The sequence below is a fragment of the Nonomuraea mesophila genome (assembly GCF_004352805.1).
Lineage (GTDB): Bacteria > Actinomycetota > Actinomycetes > Streptosporangiales > Streptosporangiaceae > Nonomuraea > Nonomuraea longispora.
Genome location: NZ_SMLD01000059.1, coordinates 25,007 through 49,611 on the forward strand (window position 1 = coordinate 25,007; position 24,605 = coordinate 49,611).

At 69.2% G+C, this 24,605-nt stretch carries 30 protein-coding genes and 1 pseudogene; 6 read left to right on the top strand and 25 right to left on the bottom strand.

Annotated features, from left to right (window positions below; genetic code table 11):
* Positions 1-7: 7 nt before the first annotated feature.
* From nuoK to E1295_RS22625, 15 genes are all read right to left on the bottom strand, one after another.
* Positions 8-304, bottom strand: a complete 297-nt coding sequence (nuoK, locus tag E1295_RS22560) for an NADH-quinone oxidoreductase subunit NuoK (RefSeq protein ID WP_132632334.1) — start codon at positions 302-304, stop codon at positions 8-10.
* Positions 301-1,095: an NADH-quinone oxidoreductase subunit J gene (locus E1295_RS22565; RefSeq protein ID WP_132632336.1), complete on the bottom strand. Its 795-nt coding sequence runs from the start codon at positions 1,093-1,095 to the stop codon at positions 301-303. The genes nuoK and E1295_RS22565 overlap by 4 nt, the downstream gene beginning before the upstream one ends.
* A complete protein-coding gene (gene nuoI, locus E1295_RS22570; protein WP_132632338.1) occupies positions 1,088-1,603 on the bottom strand; it encodes an NADH-quinone oxidoreductase subunit NuoI in 516 nt (171 codons plus the stop codon). The genes E1295_RS22565 and nuoI overlap by 8 nt, the downstream gene beginning before the upstream one ends.
* Entirely contained in the window at positions 1,590-2,891 is a 1,302-nt protein-coding gene (gene nuoH / locus E1295_RS22575; protein ID WP_132329286.1) for an NADH-quinone oxidoreductase subunit NuoH, read from the bottom strand. Before nuoH ends, nuoI begins: the two co-directional genes overlap by 14 nt.
* Entirely contained in the window at positions 2,888-5,275 is a 2,388-nt protein-coding gene (locus tag E1295_RS22580; RefSeq protein WP_132632340.1) for an NADH-quinone oxidoreductase subunit G, read from the bottom strand. Before E1295_RS22580 ends, nuoH begins: the two co-directional genes overlap by 4 nt.
* On the bottom strand, positions 5,272-6,561 hold the full coding sequence (gene nuoF, locus E1295_RS22585) for an NADH-quinone oxidoreductase subunit NuoF (RefSeq protein ID WP_132632342.1): 1,290 nt from the start codon (positions 6,559-6,561) through the stop codon (positions 5,272-5,274). Before nuoF ends, E1295_RS22580 begins: the two co-directional genes overlap by 4 nt.
* Positions 6,558-7,214, bottom strand: coding sequence for an NADH-quinone oxidoreductase subunit NuoE (nuoE, locus tag E1295_RS22590; protein WP_132632344.1), 657 nt, complete (start codon positions 7,212-7,214; stop codon positions 6,558-6,560). The genes nuoF and nuoE overlap by 4 nt, the downstream gene beginning before the upstream one ends.
* Positions 7,211-8,536, bottom strand: a complete 1,326-nt coding sequence (locus tag E1295_RS22595) for an NADH-quinone oxidoreductase subunit D (protein WP_132632346.1) — start codon at positions 8,534-8,536, stop codon at positions 7,211-7,213. The genes nuoE and E1295_RS22595 overlap by 4 nt, the downstream gene beginning before the upstream one ends.
* Positions 8,537-8,579: 43 nt before the next feature.
* A complete protein-coding gene (locus E1295_RS22600; RefSeq protein ID WP_132632348.1) occupies positions 8,580-9,284 on the bottom strand; it encodes an NADH-quinone oxidoreductase subunit C in 705 nt (234 codons plus the stop codon).
* The gene (locus E1295_RS22605) at positions 9,281-9,832 is read right to left on the bottom strand and encodes a NuoB/complex I 20 kDa subunit family protein (protein ID WP_132329303.1); all 552 of its coding nucleotides are present in this window, start codon (positions 9,830-9,832) and stop codon (positions 9,281-9,283) included. The genes E1295_RS22600 and E1295_RS22605 overlap by 4 nt, the downstream gene beginning before the upstream one ends.
* Before the next feature lie 2 nt (positions 9,833-9,834).
* Positions 9,835-10,230: an NADH-quinone oxidoreductase subunit A gene (locus E1295_RS22610; protein ID WP_132632350.1), complete on the bottom strand. Its 396-nt coding sequence runs from the start codon at positions 10,228-10,230 to the stop codon at positions 9,835-9,837.
* Between the two features lie 64 nt (positions 10,231-10,294).
* Positions 10,295-11,563, bottom strand: coding sequence for a geranylgeranyl reductase family protein (locus E1295_RS22615; protein ID WP_132632386.1), 1,269 nt, complete (start codon positions 11,561-11,563; stop codon positions 10,295-10,297).
* A gap of 242 nt (positions 11,564-11,805) precedes the next feature.
* On the bottom strand, positions 11,806-12,009 hold the full coding sequence (locus tag E1295_RS22620) for a DUF397 domain-containing protein (protein WP_132632352.1): 204 nt from the start codon (positions 12,007-12,009) through the stop codon (positions 11,806-11,808).
* Positions 12,010-12,126: 117 nt separating this feature from the next.
* Positions 12,127-12,267: a hypothetical protein gene (locus E1295_RS48905; RefSeq protein ID WP_166427363.1), complete on the bottom strand. Its 141-nt coding sequence runs from the start codon at positions 12,265-12,267 to the stop codon at positions 12,127-12,129.
* A gap of 3 nt (positions 12,268-12,270) precedes the next feature.
* Positions 12,271-12,822, bottom strand: a complete 552-nt coding sequence (locus E1295_RS22625; protein WP_166427364.1) for a Scr1 family TA system antitoxin-like transcriptional regulator — start codon at positions 12,820-12,822, stop codon at positions 12,271-12,273.
* Between the two features lie 136 nt (positions 12,823-12,958).
* Between E1295_RS22625 and E1295_RS51920 the strand changes: the two genes are divergently transcribed.
* Positions 12,959-13,084 (top strand): hypothetical protein, encoded by a 126-nt coding sequence (locus tag E1295_RS51920; protein WP_281284766.1) that lies wholly within the window; start codon positions 12,959-12,961, stop codon positions 13,082-13,084.
* Here the strand turns inward: E1295_RS51920 and E1295_RS22630 are convergent.
* Positions 13,071-13,787, bottom strand: coding sequence for a demethylmenaquinone methyltransferase (locus E1295_RS22630; protein WP_132632356.1), 717 nt, complete (start codon positions 13,785-13,787; stop codon positions 13,071-13,073). The genes E1295_RS51920 and E1295_RS22630 overlap by 14 nt on opposite strands.
* A gap of 77 nt (positions 13,788-13,864) precedes the next feature.
* Between E1295_RS22630 and E1295_RS22635 the strand changes: the two genes are divergently transcribed.
* Positions 13,865-15,070 (top strand): hypothetical protein, encoded by a 1,206-nt coding sequence (locus E1295_RS22635; protein WP_132632358.1) that lies wholly within the window; start codon positions 13,865-13,867, stop codon positions 15,068-15,070.
* On the opposite strand, the gene E1295_RS22640 is transcribed toward E1295_RS22635, so the two are convergent.
* Positions 15,067-15,285 (bottom strand): DUF4229 domain-containing protein, encoded by a 219-nt coding sequence (locus E1295_RS22640; RefSeq protein WP_132632360.1) that lies wholly within the window; start codon positions 15,283-15,285, stop codon positions 15,067-15,069. The genes E1295_RS22635 and E1295_RS22640 overlap by 4 nt on opposite strands.
* 256 nt (positions 15,286-15,541) lie before the next feature.
* Here E1295_RS22640 and E1295_RS22645 point away from each other — a divergent pair, with 256 nt between their 5' ends.
* The gene (locus E1295_RS22645) at positions 15,542-15,763 is read left to right on the top strand and encodes a BldC family transcriptional regulator (protein WP_026214226.1); all 222 of its coding nucleotides are present in this window, start codon (positions 15,542-15,544) and stop codon (positions 15,761-15,763) included.
* Between the two features lie 142 nt (positions 15,764-15,905).
* Here the strand turns inward: E1295_RS22645 and E1295_RS22650 are convergent, their stop codons facing one another.
* Positions 15,906-16,148, bottom strand: a complete 243-nt coding sequence (locus E1295_RS22650) for a hypothetical protein (RefSeq protein WP_132329319.1) — start codon at positions 16,146-16,148, stop codon at positions 15,906-15,908.
* Between the two features lie 10 nt (positions 16,149-16,158).
* On the bottom strand, positions 16,159-17,316 hold the full coding sequence (locus E1295_RS22655; protein WP_132632362.1) for a hypothetical protein: 1,158 nt from the start codon (positions 17,314-17,316) through the stop codon (positions 16,159-16,161).
* A gap of 134 nt (positions 17,317-17,450) precedes the next feature.
* Here E1295_RS22655 and E1295_RS22660 point away from each other — a divergent pair, with 134 nt between their 5' ends.
* Positions 17,451-17,744: a PLDc N-terminal domain-containing protein gene (locus tag E1295_RS22660; protein ID WP_132632364.1), complete on the top strand. Its 294-nt coding sequence runs from the start codon at positions 17,451-17,453 to the stop codon at positions 17,742-17,744.
* On the opposite strand, the gene ccsA is transcribed toward E1295_RS22660, so the two are convergent.
* The 5 genes from ccsA to E1295_RS22685 all read right to left on the bottom strand — a co-directional run bounded on the left by ccsA (position 17,741) and on the right by E1295_RS22685 (position 22,348).
* On the bottom strand, positions 17,741-18,796 hold the full coding sequence (gene ccsA, locus E1295_RS22665; protein WP_132632366.1) for a cytochrome c biogenesis protein CcsA: 1,056 nt from the start codon (positions 18,794-18,796) through the stop codon (positions 17,741-17,743). The genes E1295_RS22660 and ccsA overlap by 4 nt on opposite strands.
* A complete protein-coding gene (resB, locus tag E1295_RS22670; RefSeq protein WP_132632368.1) occupies positions 18,786-20,345 on the bottom strand; it encodes a cytochrome c biogenesis protein ResB in 1,560 nt (519 codons plus the stop codon). The genes ccsA and resB overlap by 11 nt, the downstream gene beginning before the upstream one ends.
* A complete protein-coding gene (locus E1295_RS22675) occupies positions 20,345-21,067 on the bottom strand; it encodes a cytochrome c biogenesis CcdA family protein (protein WP_132632370.1) in 723 nt (240 codons plus the stop codon). The genes resB and E1295_RS22675 overlap by 1 nt, the downstream gene beginning before the upstream one ends.
* Entirely contained in the window at positions 21,060-21,626 is a 567-nt protein-coding gene (locus E1295_RS22680) for a TlpA family protein disulfide reductase (RefSeq protein ID WP_132632372.1), read from the bottom strand. The genes E1295_RS22675 and E1295_RS22680 overlap by 8 nt, the downstream gene beginning before the upstream one ends.
* Positions 21,627-21,709: 83 nt before the next feature.
* Positions 21,710-22,348: a histidine phosphatase family protein gene (locus E1295_RS22685; protein ID WP_132632374.1), complete on the bottom strand. Its 639-nt coding sequence runs from the start codon at positions 22,346-22,348 to the stop codon at positions 21,710-21,712.
* A gap of 117 nt (positions 22,349-22,465) precedes the next feature.
* On the opposite strand from E1295_RS22685, the gene E1295_RS22690 reads away from it, so the two are divergent.
* Positions 22,466-23,323: a DMT family transporter gene (locus E1295_RS22690; RefSeq protein ID WP_132632376.1), complete on the top strand. Its 858-nt coding sequence runs from the start codon at positions 22,466-22,468 to the stop codon at positions 23,321-23,323.
* On the opposite strand, the gene E1295_RS22695 is transcribed toward E1295_RS22690, so the two are convergent.
* On the bottom strand, positions 23,316-24,236 hold the full coding sequence (locus E1295_RS22695; RefSeq protein WP_132632378.1) for a LysR family transcriptional regulator: 921 nt from the start codon (positions 24,234-24,236) through the stop codon (positions 23,316-23,318). The genes E1295_RS22690 and E1295_RS22695 overlap by 8 nt on opposite strands.
* Positions 24,237-24,423: 187 nt before the next feature.
* On the opposite strand from E1295_RS22695, the pseudogene E1295_RS22700 reads away from it, so the two are divergent.
* Positions 24,424-24,605 (top strand): annotated as a pseudogene (locus E1295_RS22700) (EamA family transporter); the annotation flags it as partial.

Below are 24,605 nucleotides of genomic sequence, written 5' to 3' on the forward strand. Positions count from 1 at the left end.
TCACCTCTTAGTACTTCAGCAGGTTGGCGTCGTCGACGGACGCGGACCTGCGGGTTCGGAAGATCGTCACGATGATGGCCAGGCCGACGACGACCTCGGCCGCGGCCACCACCATCACGAAGAACGCGATGATCTGGCCTTCCAGGTTGCCGACCTGCCTGGCGAAGGTGACGAAGGCGAGGTTGCAGGCGTTGAGCATGAGCTCCACGCACATGAACACCACGATCGCGTTGCGGCGGACGAGCACGCCCATCGCGCCGATGGCGAACAACAACCCCGAAAGGATCAGGTAGTGCGTGGTCACTTGGTCACCCCGTTGCTCTCTTCGGCGTCGCTGTCCGCGTCGTCGTCGTCGGCCCGGTGCCTGATGGCCGCGGCGAGCTTGGGGTCCTCGGGCATGTGGCCGTGCTCGACGTCGTAGCGCGCGATGTAGCGGTTGACCGAGGACTCCGCGACCGACCCGTCCGGCAGCAGCGCCGGCATGTCGATGGCGTTGTTCCTGGCGTACGTGCCGGGGCCGGGCAGCGGCGACGGGTGGTCGCCGAGGAAGCGGGCGCGGGACAGGTCCTTCTGCGTGGCCTTGTCGGTGAGTCGTTCGCGGTGCGCCAGCACCATCGCGCCGAGCGCGGCGGTGATCAGCAGCGCCGAGGTGATCTCGAACGCGAAGACGTACTTCGTGAACAGCAGCAGCGCGATGGAGCGGATGTAGCCGCCCTGCGCGGTGGCCTGCGCGAGCCCCGCCTCGTCGGCGAAGACCGCGTTGCCGATGGCCAGCCCGATCAGCGTCACGAAGCCGAGCGCCGCGACGGCGGCCCAGAACCGCTGGCCCTTGAGCGTCTCGACGAAGGAGTCCGAGGAGTCCACGCCGACGAGCATGAGCACGAACAGGAACAGCATCATGATCGCGCCGGTGTAGACGATGATCTGCACCACGGCCAGGAAGGGCGCGTCCTGCACGGCGTACAGGACGGCCAGGCTGAGCATCACGGTGCCGAGCATCAGCGCGGAGTACACGGCCTTCCTGTTGAAGACCATGCCGAGTGCGGCGCCGACGGAGACGACGGCGAGCACCCAGAAAGTGATGGTCTCACCCATTGGTCCGTCCCAGGCGGTAGTAGTCCTCTTCGGTCTCGCCGAGCCGCATCGGGTGCGGCGGCTGCTCCATGCCCTGGGTCAGCGGCGCGAGCAACATCTCCTTGGTGTAGATGAGGCTCTCGCGGTCGCTGTCGGCGAGCTCGTACTCGTTCGTCATGGTGAGCGCGCGGGTCGGGCAGGCCTCGATGCACAGCCCGCACAGGATGCACCGCAGATAGTTGATCTGGTAGGTGCGCCCGTAACGCTCGCCCGGCGAGAAGCGCTCCTCCTCGGTGTTGTCCGCGCCCTCGACGTAGATGGCGTCGGCCGGGCACGCCCAGGCGCACAACTCGCACCCGACGCACTTCTCCAGCCCGTCAGGCCAGCGGTTGAGCTGGTGACGCCCGTGGAAGCGCGGGGCCGTCGGCCTCTTCTCCTCCGGGTAGTTCGTCGTGACGGGCTTTTTGAACATCGTATGGAAGGTGACCCCGAAGCCCTTGACGGGGTTCAGCCAGTCAGTTAGTCCCACTGGGAATCTCCTTGTGCTGCACCCCGTGGTAGTGCGGCAGATCAAGCGGCGGCACCGGGAAGCCGCCCGCCACCGGCTCCTTGGACAGTTCCTCGAACTCGGCCTCCACCTGCGCCTTCCTGGCCTCCTTGCGCCGCTGGTTGACGGTGTCGAACCGCATCCAGATGGCCAGCGCCCCGACCACGATCACCGCGCCCAGGCCGATGCCGATCATCCTGTCGCCCTCGTTGATCACGACGTTGCGCACCGCCGCCACCAGCAGGATCCACGCCAGGTTGACCGGGATCAGCACCTTCCAGCCCAGCGCCATCAGCTGGTCGTAACGCACCCGAGGCAACGAGGCGCGCACCCACACGATGAAGCAGAAGGTCAGCACGAACTTGATGAAGAACCAGAGCACCGGCAGCCAGCCGACGTTCGCGCCGTCCCACAGCGAGATCGGCCACGGCGCCCGCCAGCCGCCCAGGAACAACGTCACCGCGATGGCCGAGGCGGTGAACGTGTGCAGGTATTCGCCCATCATGATCAGAGCGAACTTCAGCGACGAGGAGTATTCGGTCTGGAACCCGCCGACCAGCTCGCCCTCACCCTCGGGCAGGTCGAACGGGATGCGCGCCGCCTCGCCGAACATGCAGACCACGTAGATCAGGAACGACGGGATCAGCAGCACCGCGAACCACGTGTCGCCCTGCGCCTTGACGATCTCGGAGGTGGACAGCGTCCCCGCGAACAGGAAGATCGCCACGAACGACAACCCCATCGCGATCTCGTACGAGACCACCTGGGCCGCCGACCGCAGCCCGCCCAGCAGCGCGTACGGCGAGCGCGACGACCATCCCGCCAGCACCACGCCGTAGACCGACACCGCGCCCATGGCCAGCATGAACAGCACCGCCACCGGCAGGTCGACCAGTTGCAGCGGCGTCTGCACGCCGAACAGGTTGACCATCGGCGCGAACGGCACGATCGAGAAGGCCAGGAACGCCGGCACCACCATGATGACCGGCGCCAGCAGGTAGAGGACCTTGTCCACGGTCCGCGGGAAGATGTCCTCCTTCAGACCCATCTTCAGGCCGTCGGCCACGGACTGCAGCAGACCGAACTTGCCGGCCCGGTTGGGGCCGTAGCGGTGCTGCATCCGCGAGATCAGCTTGCGCTCGAACCAGACGCCGAACAGGATGCCCAGCATCAGGAAGAGGAAGAGCATCACGGCCTTGATGATGGTGATCCACAGCGGGTCCTTGCCGAAGTCGGCAAGGGTGGGATCGGCCGCGAGAAGGTGCATCATGAGGCGCTCCCGATCGTGACGATGTCGCCGGCCACCGCGCGCAGGTCGCGTGTGACCGAGCAGCCGCCGGAGTTGGCCGGCACCCAGACCACGCGGTCCGGCAGGTCGGCGACGCGCACCGGCAGCGTGACGGTGTCGGCCCCCGAGCCGCCGATGACGAGCTTGTCGCCGTCGACGACGCCGATCTCGGCGGCGGTGACCGCGGAGACCAGCGCCTCGGCCTCGCGGGCGGTGCCCGCCAGGTAGGGCTCGCCGTCCTGCAGCCTGCCCTCGTCGAGCAGCAGGTGCCAGGTGGCCAGCAGGGCCTCGCCAGCCGACGGGGTGACCTGGGCGCGGATGGCGGTGTGCGGGGCGGTGACGCGGCTGCCGCGCCAGGCGCCCAGGCCCGACAGCTCCCGCCGCACGGCCTTGGCGTCGGGCAGGCCCAGGTGCACGTCCATCCGGTCGGCCAGGTTGCCGATCACCGCGATGTCGGACTGCAGGCCGGGCACCTTGAGCGGCGCCTCGAACGAGCGGCCCCTGCCCTCCCAGTTGACGAACGTGCCGCCCTTCTCCTGGACGGCGGCGACGGGCAGCACCACGTCGGCGCGGTCGGTGACGGCGCTCGCGCGGATCTCCAGGCTGACGATGAACGGCGTACGTTCGAGCGCGTCGAGCGCCGCCGCCGGGTCGGCCAGGTCGTAGGGGTCGACGCCGCCGACGACCAGCGCGTCCAGCTCGCCGTCGCGAGCGGCGGCGAGGACGGCGGCGGTGTCGCGGCCAGGCGTGGCGGGCACCGAGGCCACGTTCCACGCCCTGGCCACCTCGGCCCTGGCGGTCTCGTCGTCGACCGGGCGGCCGATCGGCAGCAGGTTGGGCAGCGCGCCGGCCTCGACCGCGCCGCGCTCGCCGGCCCTGCGCGGCACCCAGGCCAGCCGGGCGTCGGAGACGTTGGCGAGCCGGATCAGGGCGGAGAACGCGCCGGGCACGGTGGCCAGGCGCTCGCCCGCGAGCACGATCGTGCCCTCGGCCAGCGTGCCGAGCAGGTCCCCGATGGCGTCGGCCTCGGCGCCCGGAGCGGTGCGGATGAGCGTGCCGCCCATCTTGGCCAGGCCGGGCGTCGCGAACGGCGCGATCGCGGTGACCTTGAGCCCCTTCTTCATCCACGCCTTGCGCAGGCGCAGGAAGACGATCGGCGACTCCTCCTCGGGCTCGAACCCGACGAGCAGCACGTGCGGGGCGTTCTCGAGGTCGGCGTAGCTGATCTCGATGCCCTTGCCGGCCACCGCGTGCGCCAGGAACTGGGCCTCCTCGGCGGAGTGCGGCCTGGCGCGGAAGTCGACGTCGTTGCTGTTCAGGGCGATCCGGGCGAACTTGGCGTAGGCGTAGGCGTCCTCGACCGTGGCCCGGCCGCCGACCAGCACGCCGGCCTTGCCGCGGGCCTTGGCCAGGCCCTGCGCGGCCACTGACAGCGCCTCCGGCCACGAGGCGGGCACCAGCACGCCCTCCTCGTTGCGGACCAGCGGCGTCTTCAGCCGGTCGGGCTGCTGCGCGTACGTGAACGCCCAGCGGCCCTTGTCGCAGTTCCACTCCTCGTTCACCTGCGGGTCGTTGCCCGCCAGGCGGCGGGTGACCCGGCCGCGCCGGTGGTCGGTGCGCATGCTGCAGCCGGAGGCGCAGTGCTCGCACGCGCTCGGCGTGGACACCAGGTCGAACGGGCGGGCCCGGAACCGGTAGGCGGCGCCGGTCAGCGCGCCCACCGGGCAGATCTGCACCGTGTTGCCGGAGAAGTAGGAGTTGAACGGCTTGCCGTCGGCCGTACGCACCTGCTCCTTGGCCCCGCGCTCGAAGAACTCGATGAGCGGGTCACCGGCGATCTGGTCGGAGAAGCGGATGCAGCGTGCGCACTGCACGCAGCGCTCGCGGTCGAGCAGCACCTGCGTCGACAGCGGCAGCGGCTTGGGGAAGGTGCGCTTCTGCTCCTGGAACCGGGACTCGCCGCGGCCGTTGGACATGGCCTGGTTCTGCAGCGGGCACTCGCCGCCCTTGTCGCAGACCGGGCAGTCGAGCGGGTGGTTCAGCAGCAGGAACTCCATGGCCGCGCGCTGCGCCTTCTCGGCGACCGGCGAGGTGAGCTGCGTCTGCACCACCATGCCCTCGGCGACCTCGATCGCGCACGACGGCTGCGGCTTGGGGAAGCCGCGGCCGTTGCCCGCGTCGGGGATGTCGACCAGGCACTGCCGGCAGTTGGCCGCCGGGTCGAGCAGCGGGTGGTCGCAGAACCGCGGGATCTGGATGCCCAGCAGCTCGGCGGCCCTGATGATCAGAGTGCCCTTGGGGACACTGACCTGGAACCCGTCGATGGTCAGGGTCACCAGGTTCGTTTCGGTCTCTACGACGGTCACTGCTCACCCCAGAGAGTGGACTTCTTCGGGTCGAACGGACAGCCGCCGATCTCGAAGTGCTTGAGGTACTCATCGCGGAAGTACTTCACCGAGGAGTGGATCGGGCTGGTGGCGCCGTCGCCCAGCGCGCAGAACGACCGGCCCAGGATGTTGTCCGCGATGTCGGTGATCGTGGCCAGGTCGTCCTCGGTGCCCTGCCCCGCCTCCAGGCGCTTCAGCACCTGCTTGAGCCAGTAGGTGCCCTCGCGGCACGGCGTGCACTTGCCGCACGACTCGTGGGCGTAGAACTCCGTCCAGCGCAGCACCGTACGGACCACGCAGGTGGTCTCGTCGAAGATCTGCAGGGCACGGGTGCCGAGCATCGAGCCCTTGGCGCCGACCGCCTCGAAGTCGAGCGGCACGTCGAGGTGCTCGTCGGTGAAGATCGGCGTGGAGGAGCCGCCCGGGGTCCAGAACTTGATCCGGTGCCCGGCGCGGATGCCGCCCGCCATGCTGAGCAGCTCACGCAGCGTGATGCCGAGCGGCGCTTCGTACTGGCCGGGCCGGGTGACGTGGCCGCTCAGCGAGAAGATGCCGAAGCCCTTGGACTTCTCGGTGCCCATCCCGGCGAACCAGTCGGCGCCGTTGCCGATGATCGAGGGAACACTGGCGATGGACTCCACGTTGTTCACCACAGTGGGCGAGGCGTAGAGACCCGCCACGGCCGGGAACGGAGGCTTGAGCCGCGGTTGACCTCTGTAGCCTTCGAGCGAGTCCAGCAGCGCCGTCTCCTCGCCGCAGATGTAGGCGCCCGCGCCGCTGTGCACGACCAGCTCCAGGTCATAGCCGGAGCCGAGGATGTCGGTGCCGAGAAGACCCTTTTCGTACGCCTCCCGCACGGCCGCCTGCACCCGCCTGATCACGTGCAGCACCTCGCCGCGCACATAGATGAAGGCGTGGTTGGCCCGGATCGCGTACGACGTGATGATGACGCCTTCGATCAGCGCGTGCGGGTTGGCCATCATCAGCGGGATGTCCTTGCAGGTGCCCGGCTCCGACTCGTCGGCGTTGACGACGAGATAGTGCGGCTTGCCGTCGCCCTGCGGGATGAACCCCCACTTCATACCGGTCGGGAAGCCCGCTCCGCCGCGGCCGCGCAGCCCGGAGTCCTTGACGGCCTGGATGACGGCGTCGGGCTCCATGCCCAGCGCCTTCTTGGCCGCCTCATATTCGCCGTAGCCGTCGAGGGTGAAGGAGTCGGGCCTGTCCCACTTCGCGGTCAGGACCGGGGTGAGAGTGACGCTCATGCCTCAGGGGCCTTCCATCCGTTGGCCTTGGCGACCTTAAGCCCCTCCAGCGAGGGTCCGGCGGCCGAGGGGCCGTCGCCGGCCAGGCCGTCGGGCAGGCCCGCGAGCACGCGCGAGGCCTCCTTGAAGGTGCACAGCCTCTTCGGGCCGCGGGTCGGCCGCACGTCCTTGCCGTCGCGCAGGTCGTCGACGAGCTGCTTGGCCGACTCGGGCGTCTGGTTGTCGAAGAACTCCCAGTTGACCATCATGACGGGGGCGAAGTCGCAGGCCGCATTGCACTCCAGGCGCTCCAGCGAGACCCGGCCGTCGGGGGTCGCCTCGTCGTGGCCGACGCCGACGTGCTCCGACAGCTCCTCCCAGATCTGGTCGCCGCCCATGACCGCGCACAGCGCGTTGATGCAGACGCCGACGTGATAGTCGCCGGCCGGCTTGCGCTTGTACATGGTGTAGAAGGTGGCGACGCCGGTGACCTCGGCCTTGCTGATGCCGAGCATCTCGGCACAGAACTCCTGCCCGTCGTCGGAGACGTAGCCGTCCTCCGACTGCACGAGGTGGAGCAGCGGCAGCAGCGCCGACCGGGTCTTCGGGTAGCGCCCGATGATCTCCTTGGCGTCCCGTTCGAGACGCTCCCGGACATCCGGTGCATAAGTCACCGGTCCACACCTCCCATGACGGGGTCGATAGATGCCACCGCGGCGATCACGTCGGCGACCTGGCCGCCCTCGGCCATCGCGGGGAAACTCTGCAGGTTGCAGAAGGACGGCTCGCGGAAGTGCACGCGGTAGGGGCGGGTGCCGCCGTCGCTGACCACGTGCGCGCCGAGCTCGCCCTTGGGCGACTCGATGCTCGCGTACGCCTGCCCCGCCGGCACCCTGAAGCCCTCGGTCACCAGCTTGAAGTGGTGGATGAGGGCCTCCATCGAGGTGCCCATGATGTGGGCGATGTGGTCGGGCGAGTTGCCGAACCCGTCGGGGCCGAGCGCGAGCTGGGCGGGCCAGCCGATCTTCTTGTCCTCGATCATCACCGGGTCGCCCTTGAGCGGCCCCGCGATGCGGTCGAGCGCCTGCTCGACGATCTTGAGGGACTCCTCCATCTCGCTCATCCTGACGAGGTAGCGCGAGAAGACGTCGCACCCACGCTGGGTCGGGACGTCGAACTCGTACGTCTCGTAGCCGCAGTAGGGCTGCGACTTGCGCAGGTCCCACGGCAGGCCCGCGGCGCGCAGGATCGGGCCGGTGATGCCCAGCGCCATGCAGCCGGTCAGGTCGAGGTAGGCGACGTCCTGGGTGCGGCGCAGGTAGACCGGGTTCTCGTCGAGGAGCTTGCGGATGTCCTTGATCCGCTTGGGCATCTCCTTGAGGAACTCGCCGACCTTGTCGACCGCGCCCGCCGGCAGGTCGACGCTCACACCGCCCGGCCTGATGTAGGCGTGGTTCATGCGCAGGCCGGTGATGTACTCGAACAGGTCCATGACCATTTCGCGGTCGCGGTAGCCGAACAGGAACGGCGTGGTCGCGCCCAGCTCCATCCCGAACGTGCCCATGGCCACCAGGTGCGAGGCGATGCGGTTGAGCTCCATCATCATCACGCGGATGGCCTGCGCCCGGTCAGGGATGCGGTCCTCGACGCCGAGCAGCTTCTCCACGCCCAGGCAGTAGGCGGTCTCGTTGAAGATCGGCGCGAGGTAGTCCATGCGGGTCACGAACGTGGTGCCCTGCGTCCACGTCCGGTATTCCATGTTCTTCTCGATGCCGGTGTGCAGGTAGCCGATGACGCCGCGCGCCTCGGTGACCGTCTCACCGTCGAGGGTCAGCACCAGCCGCAGCACGCCGTGCGTGGACGGATGCTGCGGGCCCATGTTGACGACCAGGCGCTCGTCCTGCGACTCGCGCACGCCGGACACGACCTGGTCCCAGTCGGCCCCGGTGACCGAGTAGACCCTGCCCTCGGTCGCCTCGTCATAAGCCGTGCTCACGAGAGTTCCTCCCACCGGTCGTCGCTCAGCTCGACACGCTCGCTCACGCGTACGACCTCCTCTGATCGGGCGAGGGGATGGTGGCGCCCCGGTATTCGACCGGGATGCCGCCCAGCGGGTAGTCCTTCCGCTGCGGGTGGCCGTCCCAGTCGTCCGGCATCATGATCCGGGTCAGGCCCGGATGGCCGTCGAAGACGATCCCGAAGAAGTCGTACGCCTCCCGCTCATGCCAGTCATGACCAGGGTAGACGCCCACCGTCGATGGTATGTGCGGGTCCTCGTCGGGGCAGGCGGCCTCGACGCGCACACGCCGGTTGTAGGTGATCGAGCACAGGTGGATGACCGCGTGCAGTTCCTCACCCTTCAGGTGCGGGTAGTGCACGCCGGACACGCCGAGCGAAAGCTCGAACCGCAGCGCCGGGTCGTCGCGCAGCTTCCGGCACACCTCGACCAGGCGCTCGCGCTTGACGTGCAGGGTGAGCTCGCCGCGGTCGACGACGACCCGCTCGATCGCGTCGTCGAGCGCGAGCGCGTCGACGATCTCGTCGAAGTAGCCGCCGTACGGGCGGGGCGTCGAGATCTGGGGCGGCCGGCGTACGACGAGGCCGCCGTAGCCGGAGGTGTCGCCGGAGTCCTCGGCCCCGAACATGCCGTGCCTGGCGACGGGCGCCTCGGGCACCGCGGGAACCGCCGCCTCGGGCGTCTGCCCGCTGTCCGGGCTTCCAGGGAGGTTGTCGGGCGAGGTCACTTCGATGCCCCCTGGTCGATCAGCGGCAGCGTACGCAGCGCCCGCAGTTCGAGCTCGTCGATCTGCTTGGCGCGGTGCGCGCCGAACTTCGTGTTCTGGATCTTGTCGTGCAGCTTCACGATCGAGTCGATCAGCATCTCGGGCCGCGGCGGGCAGCCGGGCAGGTAGATGTCGACCGGCACGATGTGGTCGACGCCCTGCACGATGGCGTAGTTGTTGAACATGCCGCCGCTGGAGGCGCAGACCCCCATGGAGATGACCCACTTCGGCTCGGCCATCTGGTCGTAGATCTGGCGCAGCACGGGCGCCATCTTCTGCGACACCCGCCCGGCGACGATCATGAGGTCAGCCTGGCGAGGAGACGCCGAAGCGCGCTCCATGCCGAAGCGCGCCAGGTCGTAGTGGGGGCCACCGGTGGCCATCAGTTCGATGGCGCAACAGGCGAGGCCGAACGTGGCCGGCCACACGGAGTTCTTGCGTGCCCATCCGGCGGCCGCCTCGACGGTGCTGAGGATGAACCCGCTGGGGAGTTTCTCTTCAAGTCCCATTTTCAGTCCCAGTCCAGACCCTTGCGGCGCCACACGTACGCGTAGGCGACGAGCACGGTGACGATGAACAGCAGCATCTCCACCAGGGCGAACAGCCCCAGCCCCGGAGAGATCGTCTGGCCCGCGTCGTTCAGCTCAGGCGCGAACGAGACCGCCCACGGATAGAGGAAGATGATCTCGATGTCGAACACGATGAAGAGCATCGCGGTGACCATGTACTTGAGCGGGAACCGTCCGCCACCGACCGGCTGGGGCGTCGGCTCGATTCCGCATTCGTAGGCGTCGAGCTTGGCGCGGTTCCAGCGCTTCGGGCCGGTGAAGGGAGCGATGGCGACCGAGAAGATCGCGAAGCCCCCCGCGAGAACGGCGAGCACCAGGATGGGCACGTAAAGGTCCATCGCTACGCCTCCTCTGGAGTCGCCGCGCGCGCGGGCGCGCAGCCGGATCTGTCAGTTCTGAGATTCATGCTGGTGGCGCGACCTTCGAGAGTGCGTTTATGATCTTGTCCGACGCATCGCCTCGCCGGTCGGTGAGATTACCAAGGAGTTTGAGCGCGAAGCGCATCAGCCTCGGGTGAGGCAGCCCGTGCCTGGTGCCGAGGCGCATCACGCCCGGCTTCCCGATCGCCTCGACGAACCATCTGCCGAGAGTGAAGTAACCACCGTATGCGTCTTTCAGCACGCGGGGGTAAGTCCGCAGGGTCCGCTCGCGCTGCGCGGGAGTGGCGCCCCTGAGGGCCTTTGCGATGATCTCCGCGGCGATCTCGCCGGTCTCCATGGCGTACGCGATGCCCTCGCCGTTGAACGGGTTGATCGAGCCGCCGGAGTCGCCCACGAGCATCAGGCCGCGCGTGTAGTGCGGCTGCCTGTTGAAGGCCATCGGGAGCGCGGCGCCGCGGATGGGCGCCGTCATGTTCTCCTCGGTGAAGCCCCAGTCGGCCGGCATCGACCGGCACCAGCGCCTGAGCAGGTCGCGGTAGTCGATGTTCTTGAACTGCGCGCTGGTGTTGAGCAGGCCGAGCCCCACGTTGGCGGTGCCGTCGCCGACGCCGAACACCCAGCCGTAGCCGGGCAGCAGCGTGTCGCCGTCCCACAGCTCCAGCCACGTCTCCAGGTAGTCGTCGTCGTGGCGGGGGCTCTCGAAGTAGGTGCGCACGGCCACGCCCATCGGGCGGTCCTCGCGCTTGTGCAGCCCCATGCCGAGGGCGAGGCGGGTGCTGTTGCCGTCGGCCGCCACGACCACGCGGGCGCGGAACTTACGGCCGTCCTTGGTGGTGACCCCGACGATGTGGCCGCTGCGGTCGTCGAGCACGGGACCGGTGACGGTGACGCCCTCCATGAGGCGCGCGCCCATCTTCACCGCCGTGGCCGCGACGATCTGGTCGAAGTCCTGCCGGGTGCGTACGAGCCCGAAGTCGGGGAAGCGCTCCAGCTGCGGCCAGTCCAGCTCGAACCGCAGGCCGCCGCCCACGACCCGCAGGCCCTTGTTCCTGACCCAGCCGGGGGCGTCGATGTCGACCCCCATGTTGAGCAGCTGCTTGACCGCCCTGGGCGTCAGGCCGTCGCCGCAGACCTTCTCCCGGGGGAACCTGGTCTTCTCCAGGACCAGCACGTCGAGGCCGGCCTGAGCGAGGTAGAAGGCGGTGGCAGATCCGGCTGGGCCGGCGCCGACAACGATGACATCAGCGTCGGCTGTGCCCCTGGTCGCGTCAGCGCCACTCCGTCGGCTCAGCTCTTGAGGTGGGAGCTCCTGCGCTTGAGGTCGGGCTGCTGGCACGGTCACTGGACTGTCCTGTCCTACACGCTCGAAGGCCTTGGGGTGTCGCGCCTTCGTTCCTTTGTGAACCCCTTCACAAACTTGTCGGCCCGAAGTCTACTGCTTTTCGTGCACAAAGTGGCAGTCGGGGGGCACTTCGCGGACACAACGAGGCCCTTCGTCCTGACGAAGGGCCTTGACCTGCGCGCCGGGGACCGTCAAACGTCGAACTCGTCGTTCCGGACCCCCTTGACGAAAGCCCGCCACTCGCCAGGAGTGAAGACCAGGGCCGGCCCGGAGGGGTCCTTGGAGTCGCTGATCAGGATCTCCCCGCTGACGCTCCTGGCGGACTCGACGCACTCGCCCGCCGCCCCGCTGAAGGAGCTCTTGCGCCAGCCATCCGACAGGACACGATCGTTCATCGGACGGCGTCCTCCCCAGCCTCGAACGTCACTCCGGTCACAGTAATGAAGGACGGTGCACGGACGCAGCCGAAACAGGTCTGCGGAATGAACCATTGCGGTCACAAAACGATCACTTTAGAGACCGGCCAGCGAGGCGATGAAGGCGCGCGTCTCCTCCTCGCTCAGCGCCTGGTCCAGAAGTCCGTCGAAGGCCAGGGAGTACTGCAGGACCGTCCCCTCGTCCTCCGACAACGTGAAAACGGGATGGTTGCTCACTCATCACCTTGGCGTCCGCGTCGCCGAAGCTCCGGCGTCGAGCACGACGGAATAGTCGAGCGGCGGGTCCTTCAGCAGTACCCCTTGCCGGCGCAGCCTCGCACGGGTCCTGCGCTCGATCTTGCCGGGCGGCGCCATCTCGACCATGCGGGCCAGAAAGCCCATCTGCTCGGCGTGGTCACGTGTCTGCAGCAGCCCGGGGAGGCTGAAGGAATCCCAGGCCCTGACCCTGCTCGCGCCGTCCTCCAGGCCGAACAGTTCCACGACGGCGTCGGCGAACACGTCGGCGTAGGCGTCCCACCACCCCTTGGTCTCGCCGTGGGCGAGCTCCAGCAGCGGGCCCCTGAGCTCGTCGTCGACGCCGTAGTGCTTGAGCAGCCGGGCCACGTCCTTGGCCGAAGGGGCCACCTGTCCTGTTTCGAGACGGGAGATCGAGGTCGACCAGCGTAAGGACCGCGCGACCTGCACGCCGTGGAGCCCTGCCTCCTCGCGAAGTCGCCGCAGCTCGGCAGCGAGCTTCCGGCGGCGGAGTGTCGGATTGATTTCCCCGACCACTCGGGCTCCTCCCAAGGAATTCAACGATTATGCCCGTTTAAACTACCGGGCAATCCTCACCGGGAAGGTCTGCTTTCGTCCCGGAAAGAGTCCACGCCATCATCCCCGCGGGAATTGCACGGGAACGCCCTCCGGCATGACGCCGGAGATGTTCGAGGACTACATCCCCGAGATCAGGGTCGCCTGCTTCGCGAAGGAGGTGACCATCTACCGGCACCACCGATATGCGCACCTGATCACCATCGAGCTCAGGCGGGCTTGAACCCCCGGTGCATGGCGACGATCCCCATCGTGAGGTCGCGCCAGGCCACCCGTTCCCAGCCGGCGTCCTGGATCATCCGCGCCAGCGTCGGCTGGTCGGGCCAGTCGCGGATCGACTCCGCCAGATATTCGTAGGAGTCGTCGTTGGACCCGAACACCTTGGCCACCTTGGGCAGCAGCTTCATCAGATATTCGCGGTAGACCATGTCGAACGGCGCGAAAGTGACGTGCGAGAACTCCAGGATCACCAGGCGCCCGCCGGGCCTGGTCACCCGCAACATCTCCTCGAGCGCCCGCGTGGTGTCGTGCACGTTGCGCAGCGCCACCGAGATCGTCACCGCGTCGAAAGAGCCGTCGGCGAACGGCAACCGCATCGCGTCACCCGCGACGAACGGCACCCCCTGCCCCGTCAGCGCGTTGCCGCCATGGCGGCGTACGCCGGTGCGGAGCATGCCGAGGGAGAAGTCGGAGGCGATCGCCCGCGCGCCCAGCGAGGTGAACGTGTCGGTCGAGGTGCCCGTGCCGGCTCCCAGGTCAAGAACGATCTCCCCGGGCCCCGCGTCGACCGCGGCGGCCACCGCTTTGCGCCAGAGCCTGACCTGCCCGAGGGAGATCACGTCGTTGACCAGATCGTAACGCCGGGCGGTGCGATCGAACATCGCGGCGACCTCGTCCGGCTGTTTGTCCAACTGAGCGCGCGTCATGCCCACACCATATGGCTATCGGGAGAATCGACGGAAAGTATCCACTCCATTACGCAACGTCTGCTAGAAATTGGCGAATGCTTGCCCGTCTCGCCCTTGCGGCGATCATCGCCTCGGCTCCCACTGCGCATCCCCGCGTCGTGCTGGCCGACCCGATCGACAGCACCCCTCACGTGCTCGACGGCATCGTCAACGCCATCGCCGTCGTGGGCCGTACCGTCGTGGTCGGCGGCGCCTTCAGCGAGGTCGCCGACGCCGCCCGCACCACCACCTACCCGCGCGCCAACCTGTTCGCCTACGACCTGGCCACCGGCCGCGTCCTCGAGGACTTCGCGCCCGTCATCCCGGGCGCGGTCCACGGCCTGGCCGCGGGAGAGCGCGGCACCGTCTACGTCGGCGGCCAGTTCCACGGGGTCAACAACGAGCCGGCCAGGGCACTGGCCCGGCTCCGCCTCTCCGACGGCGCGCCGGTGCCCGGCTTCGCGCCGCGCATCGGCGGCGGCACGGTCACCACGCTGGCCCGTCAGGGCTCCCAGCTGTACGTCGGCGGCGACTTCGTCAGCCCGCGCACCGGGCTGGCCAGGCTCGACGCGGTCACCGGCGCGGCCGACCCCGGCTTCACCGTCACGCCGGGCAAGCCACTGACCAGGCGGGTGAAGGTCTACGCGCTGGCACTCTCACGCGACAGGCTCATCGTCGACGGCACGTTCACGACGCTCGACGGCGCCTCCAGGCCGCAGCTCGGGCTGGTCGACGTCGGCGGGCGCACGGCGAAGGTGGCGCCGTGGCGCACCGACGTGTACGCACGCAAGTGCATGGCCGCGTTCCCGTCGTACGTGCGCGGTCTCGACTTCTCCCCCGACGGCCGCTATTTCGCGGTGGTCACCACGGGCGGCCCGAGGGGCGGCATGTGCGACACGACCGCTAGATTCGAGACCTACGCCAAGGGCTCCCGCATCAAGCCGACCTGGGTGAACAGCACGGGAGGCGATTCGCTCTACGCGGTCTCGGTGACGGGCGCGGCGGTCTATGTGGGCGGCCACCAGCGCTGGCTGGACAATCCCAAGGGCCACGACTCGGCCGGCCCCGGAGCGGTGTCACGGCCCGGCATCGGCGCCATTCATCCGCGTACAGGAAAGGCGCTCAGTTGGAATCCCACGCGCGAGCGCGGGATCGGCGTGAAGGCGTTTTACGCGCACCCCACCGGACTACTTGTCGGTAGCGACACGACGAGACTCGGACGGGAGTACCATGCCCGGATTGGCATGTTCCCCCTGCCCTAGTCGTTCTGCGGCTTCGGCCGGTCGACCTTGTCGCTGATGCGCGCACTCATGGCGTCACGCTGCCTGGACAGCAGGACGTAGCTCGCCACGCCACTGATCAAGAATGAGCAGATGATCAGCACCAGCGGGTTACTCAGCCCGAGCAGCCACAGCACACCCAGGGTCACCAGAAACAGGCCGATCCGCGACGCGGTGTAAACGAGAACGGGACGCACAGGTTCGAGGTTACTCGGACCTGTGGTGCGGTCGCTCTTCGCATCAGACGCGAGCACTGCTACTGTCCCAGTCAGGGAGTTTCGTAAAGAAACACCCACGAGAGCCCCAAAGAGGCTCTATCATATAACAATCGGGCAGTCAGCTGATAACAACCCGTGATCTTTGTAGAAAACCACGGATAAATCAGGCTTCGCTCGACACACTGGTTACCTGTCCGCCCGCTGGCAGGAAGCGGGATGCGAGGGGGAGAGATTGGTGGAGAGTAGCAGCGAGCGTCTGCTGACCCCAGGAGAGGTTGCCGCCCTCTTCCGGGTAGACCCAAAGACGGTTACGCGCTGGGCTGCGGCAGGCCGCATCAGCAGTATCCGCACCCCCGGAGGGCACCGGCGCTTCCGCGAGTCGGAAGTCCACGCCCTTCTCCGAGGCGAGGACGTTCTCACGGCCGACAGGCCTGCAGGTGAGTCCCCGCGCGTCTGACATTCCGTCCAGTCGGTGATCCTGTCCGCCAGGATCACCGCGGGCGGGATCAACTGTTGCGTGCTTCCCGGCCACACTTCCGTACGGTGAGCACGGGGCGGCGCCATCCGCCGACCGTGGCTGGCGCCTGTCCGCGTCCCCCTCAGGCACCCTCCTGCTCGGCCTTGAAGGCCAGGAACTCCCGCTCCAGGTCGTCGTTCTCCTCTTCCCAGCGCCGGCGGCGCTCGGCCGCCTCCTCCTCCGTCAGCGCCTCGGGCAGGAACGTCTCATAATCGGGGTCACCGGGTTGGAGCTCCACGTACGCGTTGCCGATCAGCCGACCGTCCTCGCTGGTCAGGCTCTGCGGTACGCGTAGCGTCCCGTCCGCGAGCCGGATGACGTACATCGTGGACCACCTAGATTCCGTAGCGCCGGTTGAAGAACAGCATGACGTCGAGCGCCATCCGCGTGTCGCCCCCCAGCATGTCCACCAGGGCAGGACGCTGGCGTGAGGCGATCGCGGCGAAGGCGTCGGCGAAGAACTCCTTGCGTCCCAGCCCGCCTCCCTGGCGGTGGAACATCGAGGCCAGCACCGGCATGGCCGTCTCGTAGAGCTGCACGAACTCGGCCGAGTCCGAGACCCACTCGCCGTGCGCCGAGTCGACGTCGTCGATCGCGTGGCCGACCTCGTGCATCATCACGTCAGGTGTGGGCGAGGGGCGGTCGCCCACCACGATCTTGCGATCTCCGTACGCCCCCGCGCAGATGTCCCAGGTCGCGCGGCCCGAAGGCAGGGGGGCGCCGCGTAAGTAGCCCATGTCGTCGAGGTCGGGCACGCCTCCCTTGCCGACGTAGATGCCTTCGAGTCCGGCCGCGAGCTTGTCCTTCAGCCCGTCGGGCAGCCGGGCGAGGCTCTCCACCGCGTGCACGACCTCCGGGGACGGCGGCCCCCTCCTGACGTCCCACTGGCGGTGCAGGATCCGCTCCAGGCTGCCGCAGTGGCGTAAACCGTCGCCCATCGAAGGCTGGTCGGGCCGGTTCGGCTGCGCTCTGGGCGGCTCGTCGTCGAGCTCGAAGTCGTACCAGGTGTAGGCGGGACGCTCGGCCACGGCGGCGGGCAGACGTGCGCGGCGCTCGCGCACCGCGAAGGCGTCCCACGTCACCTGGCGCTCCCGGCGGCCCGGCGGCGGCCCCGCCTCACCGGCCGGCCAGGTCGTGCGTTCCTGCCGCTCCGCGCCCGGCCAGGTCGTGCGTTCCGGGCGCTCGGACCCCGGCCAGGACCTGCGCTCCGGCTGCTCGGCCCCCGGCCACGTGCGGCGCTCCGGCTGGTCGGCGCCCGGCCAGGACGGGCGCTCCTGGCGCCCGCTGAGCTTGCCGCTGCCCGCCGGACGGCGGCGGTCCGTGCCCTCACGTCCTTTGGCCGCCGCACGGGCCTCCCTGCGCCTCTCACGGGCGTTGGACCAGAACGAACGCTCGGAGTCGGGAGGCGCCTCGCCGCGCCGGGAGAAGAGATAAGATCCGCGCCGCCACCAACGACCGCGTCGATGCCGGCCCTTGTCCTGAGAAAAGGCCATCGCACCTCTCAACGCCATGAAGCCCATGCAGACCGGCACATCGGGTTCCACCGTACGACGTCGATCTTCCCCTAGTCACCCGAAATGGGACATCAAGCGGCACGATCACGCTGAGGATGGCTTACAGTTCGGGCATGGCAGGTGTTCTAATCGGCCTGGGGCTGCTCGCCTTCTGGCTCTTCTCCCTCTTCGACGTGGTCACCACGCCGGAAGACGAAGTGAGGAACGTACCAAAAGCGCTCTGGATCCTGATAGTCGTGCTGATCCCGCTGATCGGCGGGGCGGTGTGGATGGTCAGGGGCCGTCCGCGGGCCCCCCGCGCGGCATGGCCCGTCCCTCCGGGCCCAGGCACGCCGAAGGGACCGGACGACGACCCCGACTTCCTCCGCGACCTCGACCGCCGCATGCGCGGCGATGACGTCAGTTAGTTCACATCGGCGTAGCTGTGCAGGCCCTCGAAGAAGATGTTGACCCCGATCAGGTTGAACAGGAGGCAACCGAAGGCCACCAACTGCACGATCGTCGCCGACCTCCCCCGCCAACCGGCCGTCACCCTGGCATGCAGGTAGGCGGCATAGGCGACCCACGTGATGAACGCCCACACCTCCTTGGGGTCCCAGCCCCAGTAGCGGCCCCAGGCGCGGTCGGCCCAGAGGGCGCCGGCGATGACGGCGAACGTCCACACGGGAAACGCGAACACGATCGCCCGGTGCGCCACCCGCTCCAGGTCGGCCCGGTCCGGCAGCCGCGAGAGCCCGTCGCCGCGCAGCAGGTAGAGCACGCCTGACACGCCCGCGATGATGAACAGGCCGCTGGAGACGATCGCGGCGGAGACGTGGATGGCGATCCAGTACGAGTCGAGCGCCGGCACCACCGGCCCCGCGGTGGTGTAGAACGCCTTGACCGCGAGGCCGAGACCCAGCGCCGCGGTGACCATGACGAAGGACCCCAGGAAACGTACGTTCGCGCGCAACTGGGTGAGCAGGAACGCGGTCACGGCGGCGAAGCAGATCGCCACCACGAACTCGTACATGTTGCCCCAGGGCCACCGGTCGACGGCCAGGCCGCGCGTGGCGATGGCGCCGAGGTTGGCGGCCCAGCCGAGCCAGGCGAGCGCGAGAGCGGCCGTTCCCGCCCTGGCCACGGCCCTGGACGGCGGCGCGCCGCCGTCACCCTGGAAGGCCACGGCGTCGCCCTCGGACGCGGCGCCGCCGTCGACCTCGGACGCCGCGGCGCCGCCCGCGTCCACGTGGTCCGCCGGGAGCCCCGTGGCCGCGTCGCGGCCCTGCTCTCCGGCCGCCGCGCCGACCGCGACCGGCTCCCTCGCGCCGAGCCGGCCGTCCGCGGACCGGCCGGCCACGCCGGGACGGGCCCGGCCGAAGGCGAGCTCGATCGCGAACCCGATCATGGCGACGAGGTAGAGCAGGACTGCGGCGACGACGAAAAGGTCGCTCAGCTCGGCAAGTTGCTCAGCGGACATCCTTTTCTCCTGCTGATAGAGCCTGGACAATGTCGGCGAACTCCTCGGTGAAGCCCGCCGCGGAGCCTTCGGTGCGGGTCAGGCCGCCCACTTCGACCTTGCCGCCGTCGATCCGTACGAACACCCTGCGCCGCCTGATCATCAGCGACAGCGCGATGGCGACGACGGCGGTGCCGCCGGCCACCAGCGCGGGCACGCGGCCCGGGTCGTAGGCCGTCTGGAGCGTGATCCACTCCTTGACCCCGGTGAACTGGAGCTTTCCCACCCCGCCCGGCAGGTCGACCGACTGGCCCACGGCCAGCGGCTTCGGCGTGTCGGAGGCCATGAGCAGCGGGTTGAGCTTCTTCATCACCTCGGGCGGCGCCAGCTCGTAGACCGACTGCGGCCGGCCTGAGCGCACGCCCAGGTCACCGGAGAACGCCCCGAGCACCTGCACCTCGGGGTTGAGCTCGCCGGGGAAGGCGGAGACGTGGCTGCCGTCGGTCAGCGGCACGCTGGTGGGGAGGAAGCGCAGCAGGAAGCCCAGCTGCTCCGGCTGCGCGTCGGGCGCTTTGACCACGCATCCGGACGCCATCGTGTTCTTGTCCTCGATCAGGCACGGCACGGGCCCTTCGAAGGCCACCTGCCCTTTGCCGTCGGTGACCTTGAAGACGGGGGCGTAGCCGTTGCCGATCAGGTAGGTCTGGGTGCCGTCGACGTCGAGGGGTTCGTTGACCTTGAGGTCGTAGTCGCGGGCCTCCGCCTCGGGCGAGTCGTTGACCTTCAGGTGGGCCGAGTAGTCGAGCACCTGGCCCTTCCTCTCGCCCGTGACCTGGTAGGAGACCTTGAGGTCGGCCAACTGGAAGGAGAACGGCTCCAGCGACTCCGCCGACACCTGGCTGCCGGGCATGAACCGGTCGTAGGCGGCCACCGTGTTGGCGAACCCGTCGCCCTCGACGACGAGGACGTTGCCCCGGTAGCCGAAGAGCGAGCCGGCGCCGATCGCGACCAGGATGCCCAGCAGGGCGATGTGGAAGAACAGGTTGCCCGTCTCGCGCAGGTAACCCTTCTCCGCCGACACCCACCCGTCGCCGGTGGCGACGCGGAAGCGCATCCTGCGCAGCCGCCGTGCGGCCTGCTCGGCCGTGAGCTCGCCGTCGAACGTGGCCGAGTGGGGCAGCCTGGCGGGCCGCTTCGGGGCGGCGGGCGGCTTGCGGCGCAGCTCACGCAGGTAGGTCGCGGTGCGCGGGACGATGCAGCCGACGAGCGAGGTGAACAACAGCAGGTAGACGGCGGCGAACCAGGCCGAGCCGAACACGTCGAAGAGCTGGAACTTGTCGTACCACTCGGCCAGCGTCGGGTTCTGCTCGTAGAGGGTGGCCACCTTGCCGGGCTCGACGCCGCGCTGCGGCACCACCGAGCCGGGCACGCTGCCGAGCGCCAGCAGGAACAGCAGGATCAGCGCCGTCCGCATCGAGGTGAGGGTGCGCCACCCCCAGCGCAGCCAGCCGACCGGGCCGAGCCCGGCGGGCCTGGGCGTACGCGGCTTGTCCAGCTCCTGGACGCTCATCAGATCACCGGCTCGAAGGCGCCGATCAGACCCTGCATGGCCGCGATCATCTCTCCCCAGAGCCCGGTCACGAGCAGGACGCCGACGGCCACCATCATGCCGCCGCCGATCCTCGTGATCACACGCGAGTGTTTGCGGATGGCCCGGAACGTACGCAGCGCCTTGCTGTAGGCGAGCGCCGCCCCCACGAACGGCAGCCCGAGCCCGAGCGCGTACGCGACCGCGAGCAGAGCCCCGCGCCCCGCGCTGCCCTCGTTCAGCCCGAGCGCCAGCACGACCGCCAGCGTAGGTCCGATGCACGGGGTCCACCCGAGCCCGAACACCACTCCGAGCAGCGGCGCGCCCGCCAGGCCCGCGGACGGCAGCCGGTGGATGCGCACGTCGCGCATCAGCGCGGGCACGGCGCCGAGGAACGCCAGCCCGAGCAGGATGGTGAGCACGCCGAGCACCCGCGTGATGATCTCGGCGTTGCCGAGCATGACCGCGCCGAGCCCGCCGAACAGGGCGCCGCTGAGCACGAAGACCAGCCCGAACCCGGCCACGAACAGGACCGTGCCGAGCACGAGCCGCCCCCGTCTGGGGTCGGCGCTCATGCCGGTCACGTAGGACAGGTAGCCGGGCACCAGCGGCAGCACGCACGGCGACAGGAAGGACACCACCCCGGCGAGCACCGCGATCGGCACGGCGAGCAGCAGCGAGCCCGAGGCGACGACGTCATTCATCGCGCACCTTGGTCACCGCGTCGAGCAGGTCAGTGTATTTCACCGCGCCCAGCGCCCTGGCCGCGATCCTGCCCTGCTCGTCGATGATCAGCGTGGAGGGGATGGCGGCCGGCGGGACCGTGCCCTGGAAGGCCAGCGCGACCTTGCCCGGCTGGTCGAAGATGTGGGGATAGCCGGTCTTCTCGGTGCGCTCGAACGCCAGCGCGTCGGCCTGGCGGTCCTTGAAGTCGACGCCGAGGAACTCGACGCCGCTGTCCTTGGTCTTGGCGGCGACCTCCTTGAGCACGGGCGCCTCCGCCCGGCACGGGCCGCACCACGAGGCCCAGAAGTTGAGCACCACGACCTTGCCCTTGTGCGCGGCGAGCGACGCGGTGCCCCCGTCGAGCGTGGGGCCCTCGATCGCGGGCGCCGGCTTGCGTTCGCCCGCCTCGAACACCTGCATCTTCCCGTCGCCCGCGACGAAACGGGTGTCACCCGTCTGCGGCTGGCCGCTCTGGTTGCCCGCGCAGCCGGCGAGCACCGCAGCCAGGAGAACGAGAGAGATGGACTTGGTGCGCACGGAGGAAGATCTCCTTGTACTACAACCGGTAGAGCTTGCAACTCTACCGGCGGCACGGCCCGCCCGGCACACCGGGGAGCGCCTCAGGCCCCGGGAACGGAGGGGCCGGGATCGAGCGAACCGGCGGGCTCGCTGTAGCCCACGCTGACCAGCCGGCCTCCGTCGAACGTGAACGTGGTGAGGCTCGCCAGCGCGCACTGCCTGCGCCGGGGGTCGTGCCAGAGCCTGCGCCGCTCGGCGGCCATCCTGATCGCCCAGATGGGGAGCTGGTGGCTGACGAGCACCGTCTCGTGCCCGCGCGCCGCCGCCCTGGCGTCGTCGATCATCGAGCGCATGCGCTGAACGATGGCCGGATAGGACTCGCCCCAGGACGGACGGAGCGGATTCCAGAAATAGCGGTAGTTGCGGGGGTTGCGCAGCAACGCCAGGCCGGGGCCGGCCGTGCGGCCCTCCAGCAGGTTGCCGGCCTCGATCAGCCGGAGGTCCTGCGTGATCTCGAGACCGAGCCTGTCGGCGAGCGGCGCCGCGGTCTCCATCGCCCGCTCCAGCGGCGAGCTGTAGACGGCGACGATGTCACGGCCGCCGACCGCCTTGGCGACCGTCTCGGCCATGAGCCGGCCGGTCTCGGACAGGTGGTAGCCGGGCAGCCTGCCGTAGAGAATGCCTTTGGGGTTGTGCACCTCACCGTGGCGCAGAAGGTGGACGACGGTCATTTCAGCCATGGTGTGGCACAGCCTATCCGCTCGGCCGTACCGCACCACGCGCCGAGCCCTCGTGCCCCCGTGTTCGCCCGGCGTTCACCCGACGGTAAGGTCGGCCCCCTGAGGGGAGGCGCCGGGTTGAGTCCATGGGCACTCGTCCTCATTCTGGTCGCCGCCGTCGCCCACGCCTCGTGGAACGTGCTGAGCAAGAAGGCCTCCGGGGCCGACGGCCTCGTCTTCGTCTGGCTCGTCGCGGTCGCGGCCGCCGTCGTGTGGGCCCCACTGTTCGCCGGTTTCCTCGTCGTCACGGGCACCGTCCCGACCTGGCAGAACCTCGCCGTGATCAGCGTCAGCATGGCCCTGCACCTGGGCTATTTCGTGCTGCTGCAGCGGGGGTACGGCGCCGCGGACCTGTCGGTCGTCTACCCGGTCGCGCGCGGCACGGGGCCGATGCTGGCCAGCCTGGCGGCCGTGTTGTTCCTCGGGGAGCGTCCGTCGCCCGCCGGCGTGGCGGGGATCGTGCTGGTCGGGGTGGGCGTGTTCATGCTCAGCGGCGGCTCGGCGAAGGTCGGGCTCAAGGAGGTGGCGCCGGGGCTGCTCACGGGGGTGTTCATCGCGGGTTACACGGTGTGGGACTCGCAGGTGGTGAGCGCGTTCGCGGTGGCGCCACTGATGCTCAACTATCTCGGCGAGGCCATGCGTGCCCTCGTGCTCGCGCCCGTCGTGCTGGGCACGCGGCGCAAGCTGGTGCTGCCCGTGTGGCGCGAGCACCGGTCCCGGATCGTGGGGACGGCGGTGCTGATCTTCGTCTCGTACGTCCTGGTGTTGTTCGCCTTCACGATGGCGCCGGTGAGCGTGGTGGCGCCGGCCCGCGAGATCAGCGTGCTGATCGGCGTCGTGCTCGGCGGGCGACTGCTGGCCGAGGGCGACGTACGACGCCGGCTGCTGGCGGCCGGCGTGATCGTCGGCGGCATCGTGGCCGTCACGCTCAGCTGACGGCCCAGGCGTTCTCCTGTGTCCTGCTCGCCTCGGCGAGCGCGTCGACCATGGCCTTGATCGCGGGCCGGCGGGCGGCGTCGGCGCGCCAGATCGCGTAGATGCGGCGCGACTGGCGCGGTCTGAGGGGGACGAGGCGTACGCCGTCGGGCACGCAGTCACGTCCGAGCCGCGGCACGATCGCGCAGCCCAGCCCGGCGGCCACGAGCGCGAGCTGGGTCGGATATTCCTCGGCCATGCAGGCGATCACCGGCTCGACCGAGGCGCTGCGCAGCGTGAACACCAGCCAGTCGTGGCAGACGGTGCCGGGCGAGCCGCTGATCCACCGCTCGCCGCGCAGGTCGGCCAGCTCAAGCTCCCTGCTGCCCGCCAGCGGGTGGTCGGCGGGGATCGCGACGTCGGCGATGTCGTCGAGCAGCGTGGCCCTGGACAGGCCCTCGGGGATGGCCATGGGCCGGTTGAGCCAGTCCTGGATCACCCCCAGGTCGAGCTCGCCCCTCGCCACGTCGCGCACGACCCGCTCGGGTTCGCGCTCGTGCAACTGCACCCACAGCTCAGGGTGGCGTTTCCTGAGCGCCGCCAGGGCGCCGGGCATGAGGCCGCGCGAGGCTGTGGGGAAGGCCGCGGCGTTCAGCCGGCCGACGACCTCGCCGCGCAGCGCCTCGAAGTCGGCCTCCGCGGTCTCGACCAGGGCGAGGATGCGCTCGGCGTGCTCGGCGAGCAGGCCCGCCGCGTCGGTGAGCCGCACGCCGCGCCCGTTGCGCTCCATGAGCGTGGCGCCGGTCTCCCGCTCCAGCTTGGCGATCTGCTGGGAGACCGCCGAGGGGGTGACCATCAGCGCGTCGGCGGCCGCTCCGACCGACCCGTAGACGTGCACAGCGTGAAGTGCCTTGAGCCGGTTCAGGTCCAACATGTAAGCCAGTCTAAATGGTTTAGCGTAGAAAGTCTCGCTTGTGGTCGAATGTGTAGCAGATGAAAATAGATGCATGCGAATCATCAAGCTGAAGAAGCAAGAGCGTCCCCATACCGTGTCGTACCTCAAGATGCTCGCCGAGCAGGCCCGCGAGCAGCGCATCCGGTACCAGAAGCCGTCCCGCTGAATGAACCCGCGCCACCTCGCCCTCGCCGTCGGCATAGCCGCCGTCTGGGGCTTCAACTTCGTCGTCATGCAGACCGGCCTACGGCACTTCGCACCCCTGCAGTACTCCGGGCTCAGGTTCGCCCTGGCGGCGTTCCCCGCCCTGCTGTTCGTGGGGCGGCCGGGGGTCGCATGGCGCTGGGT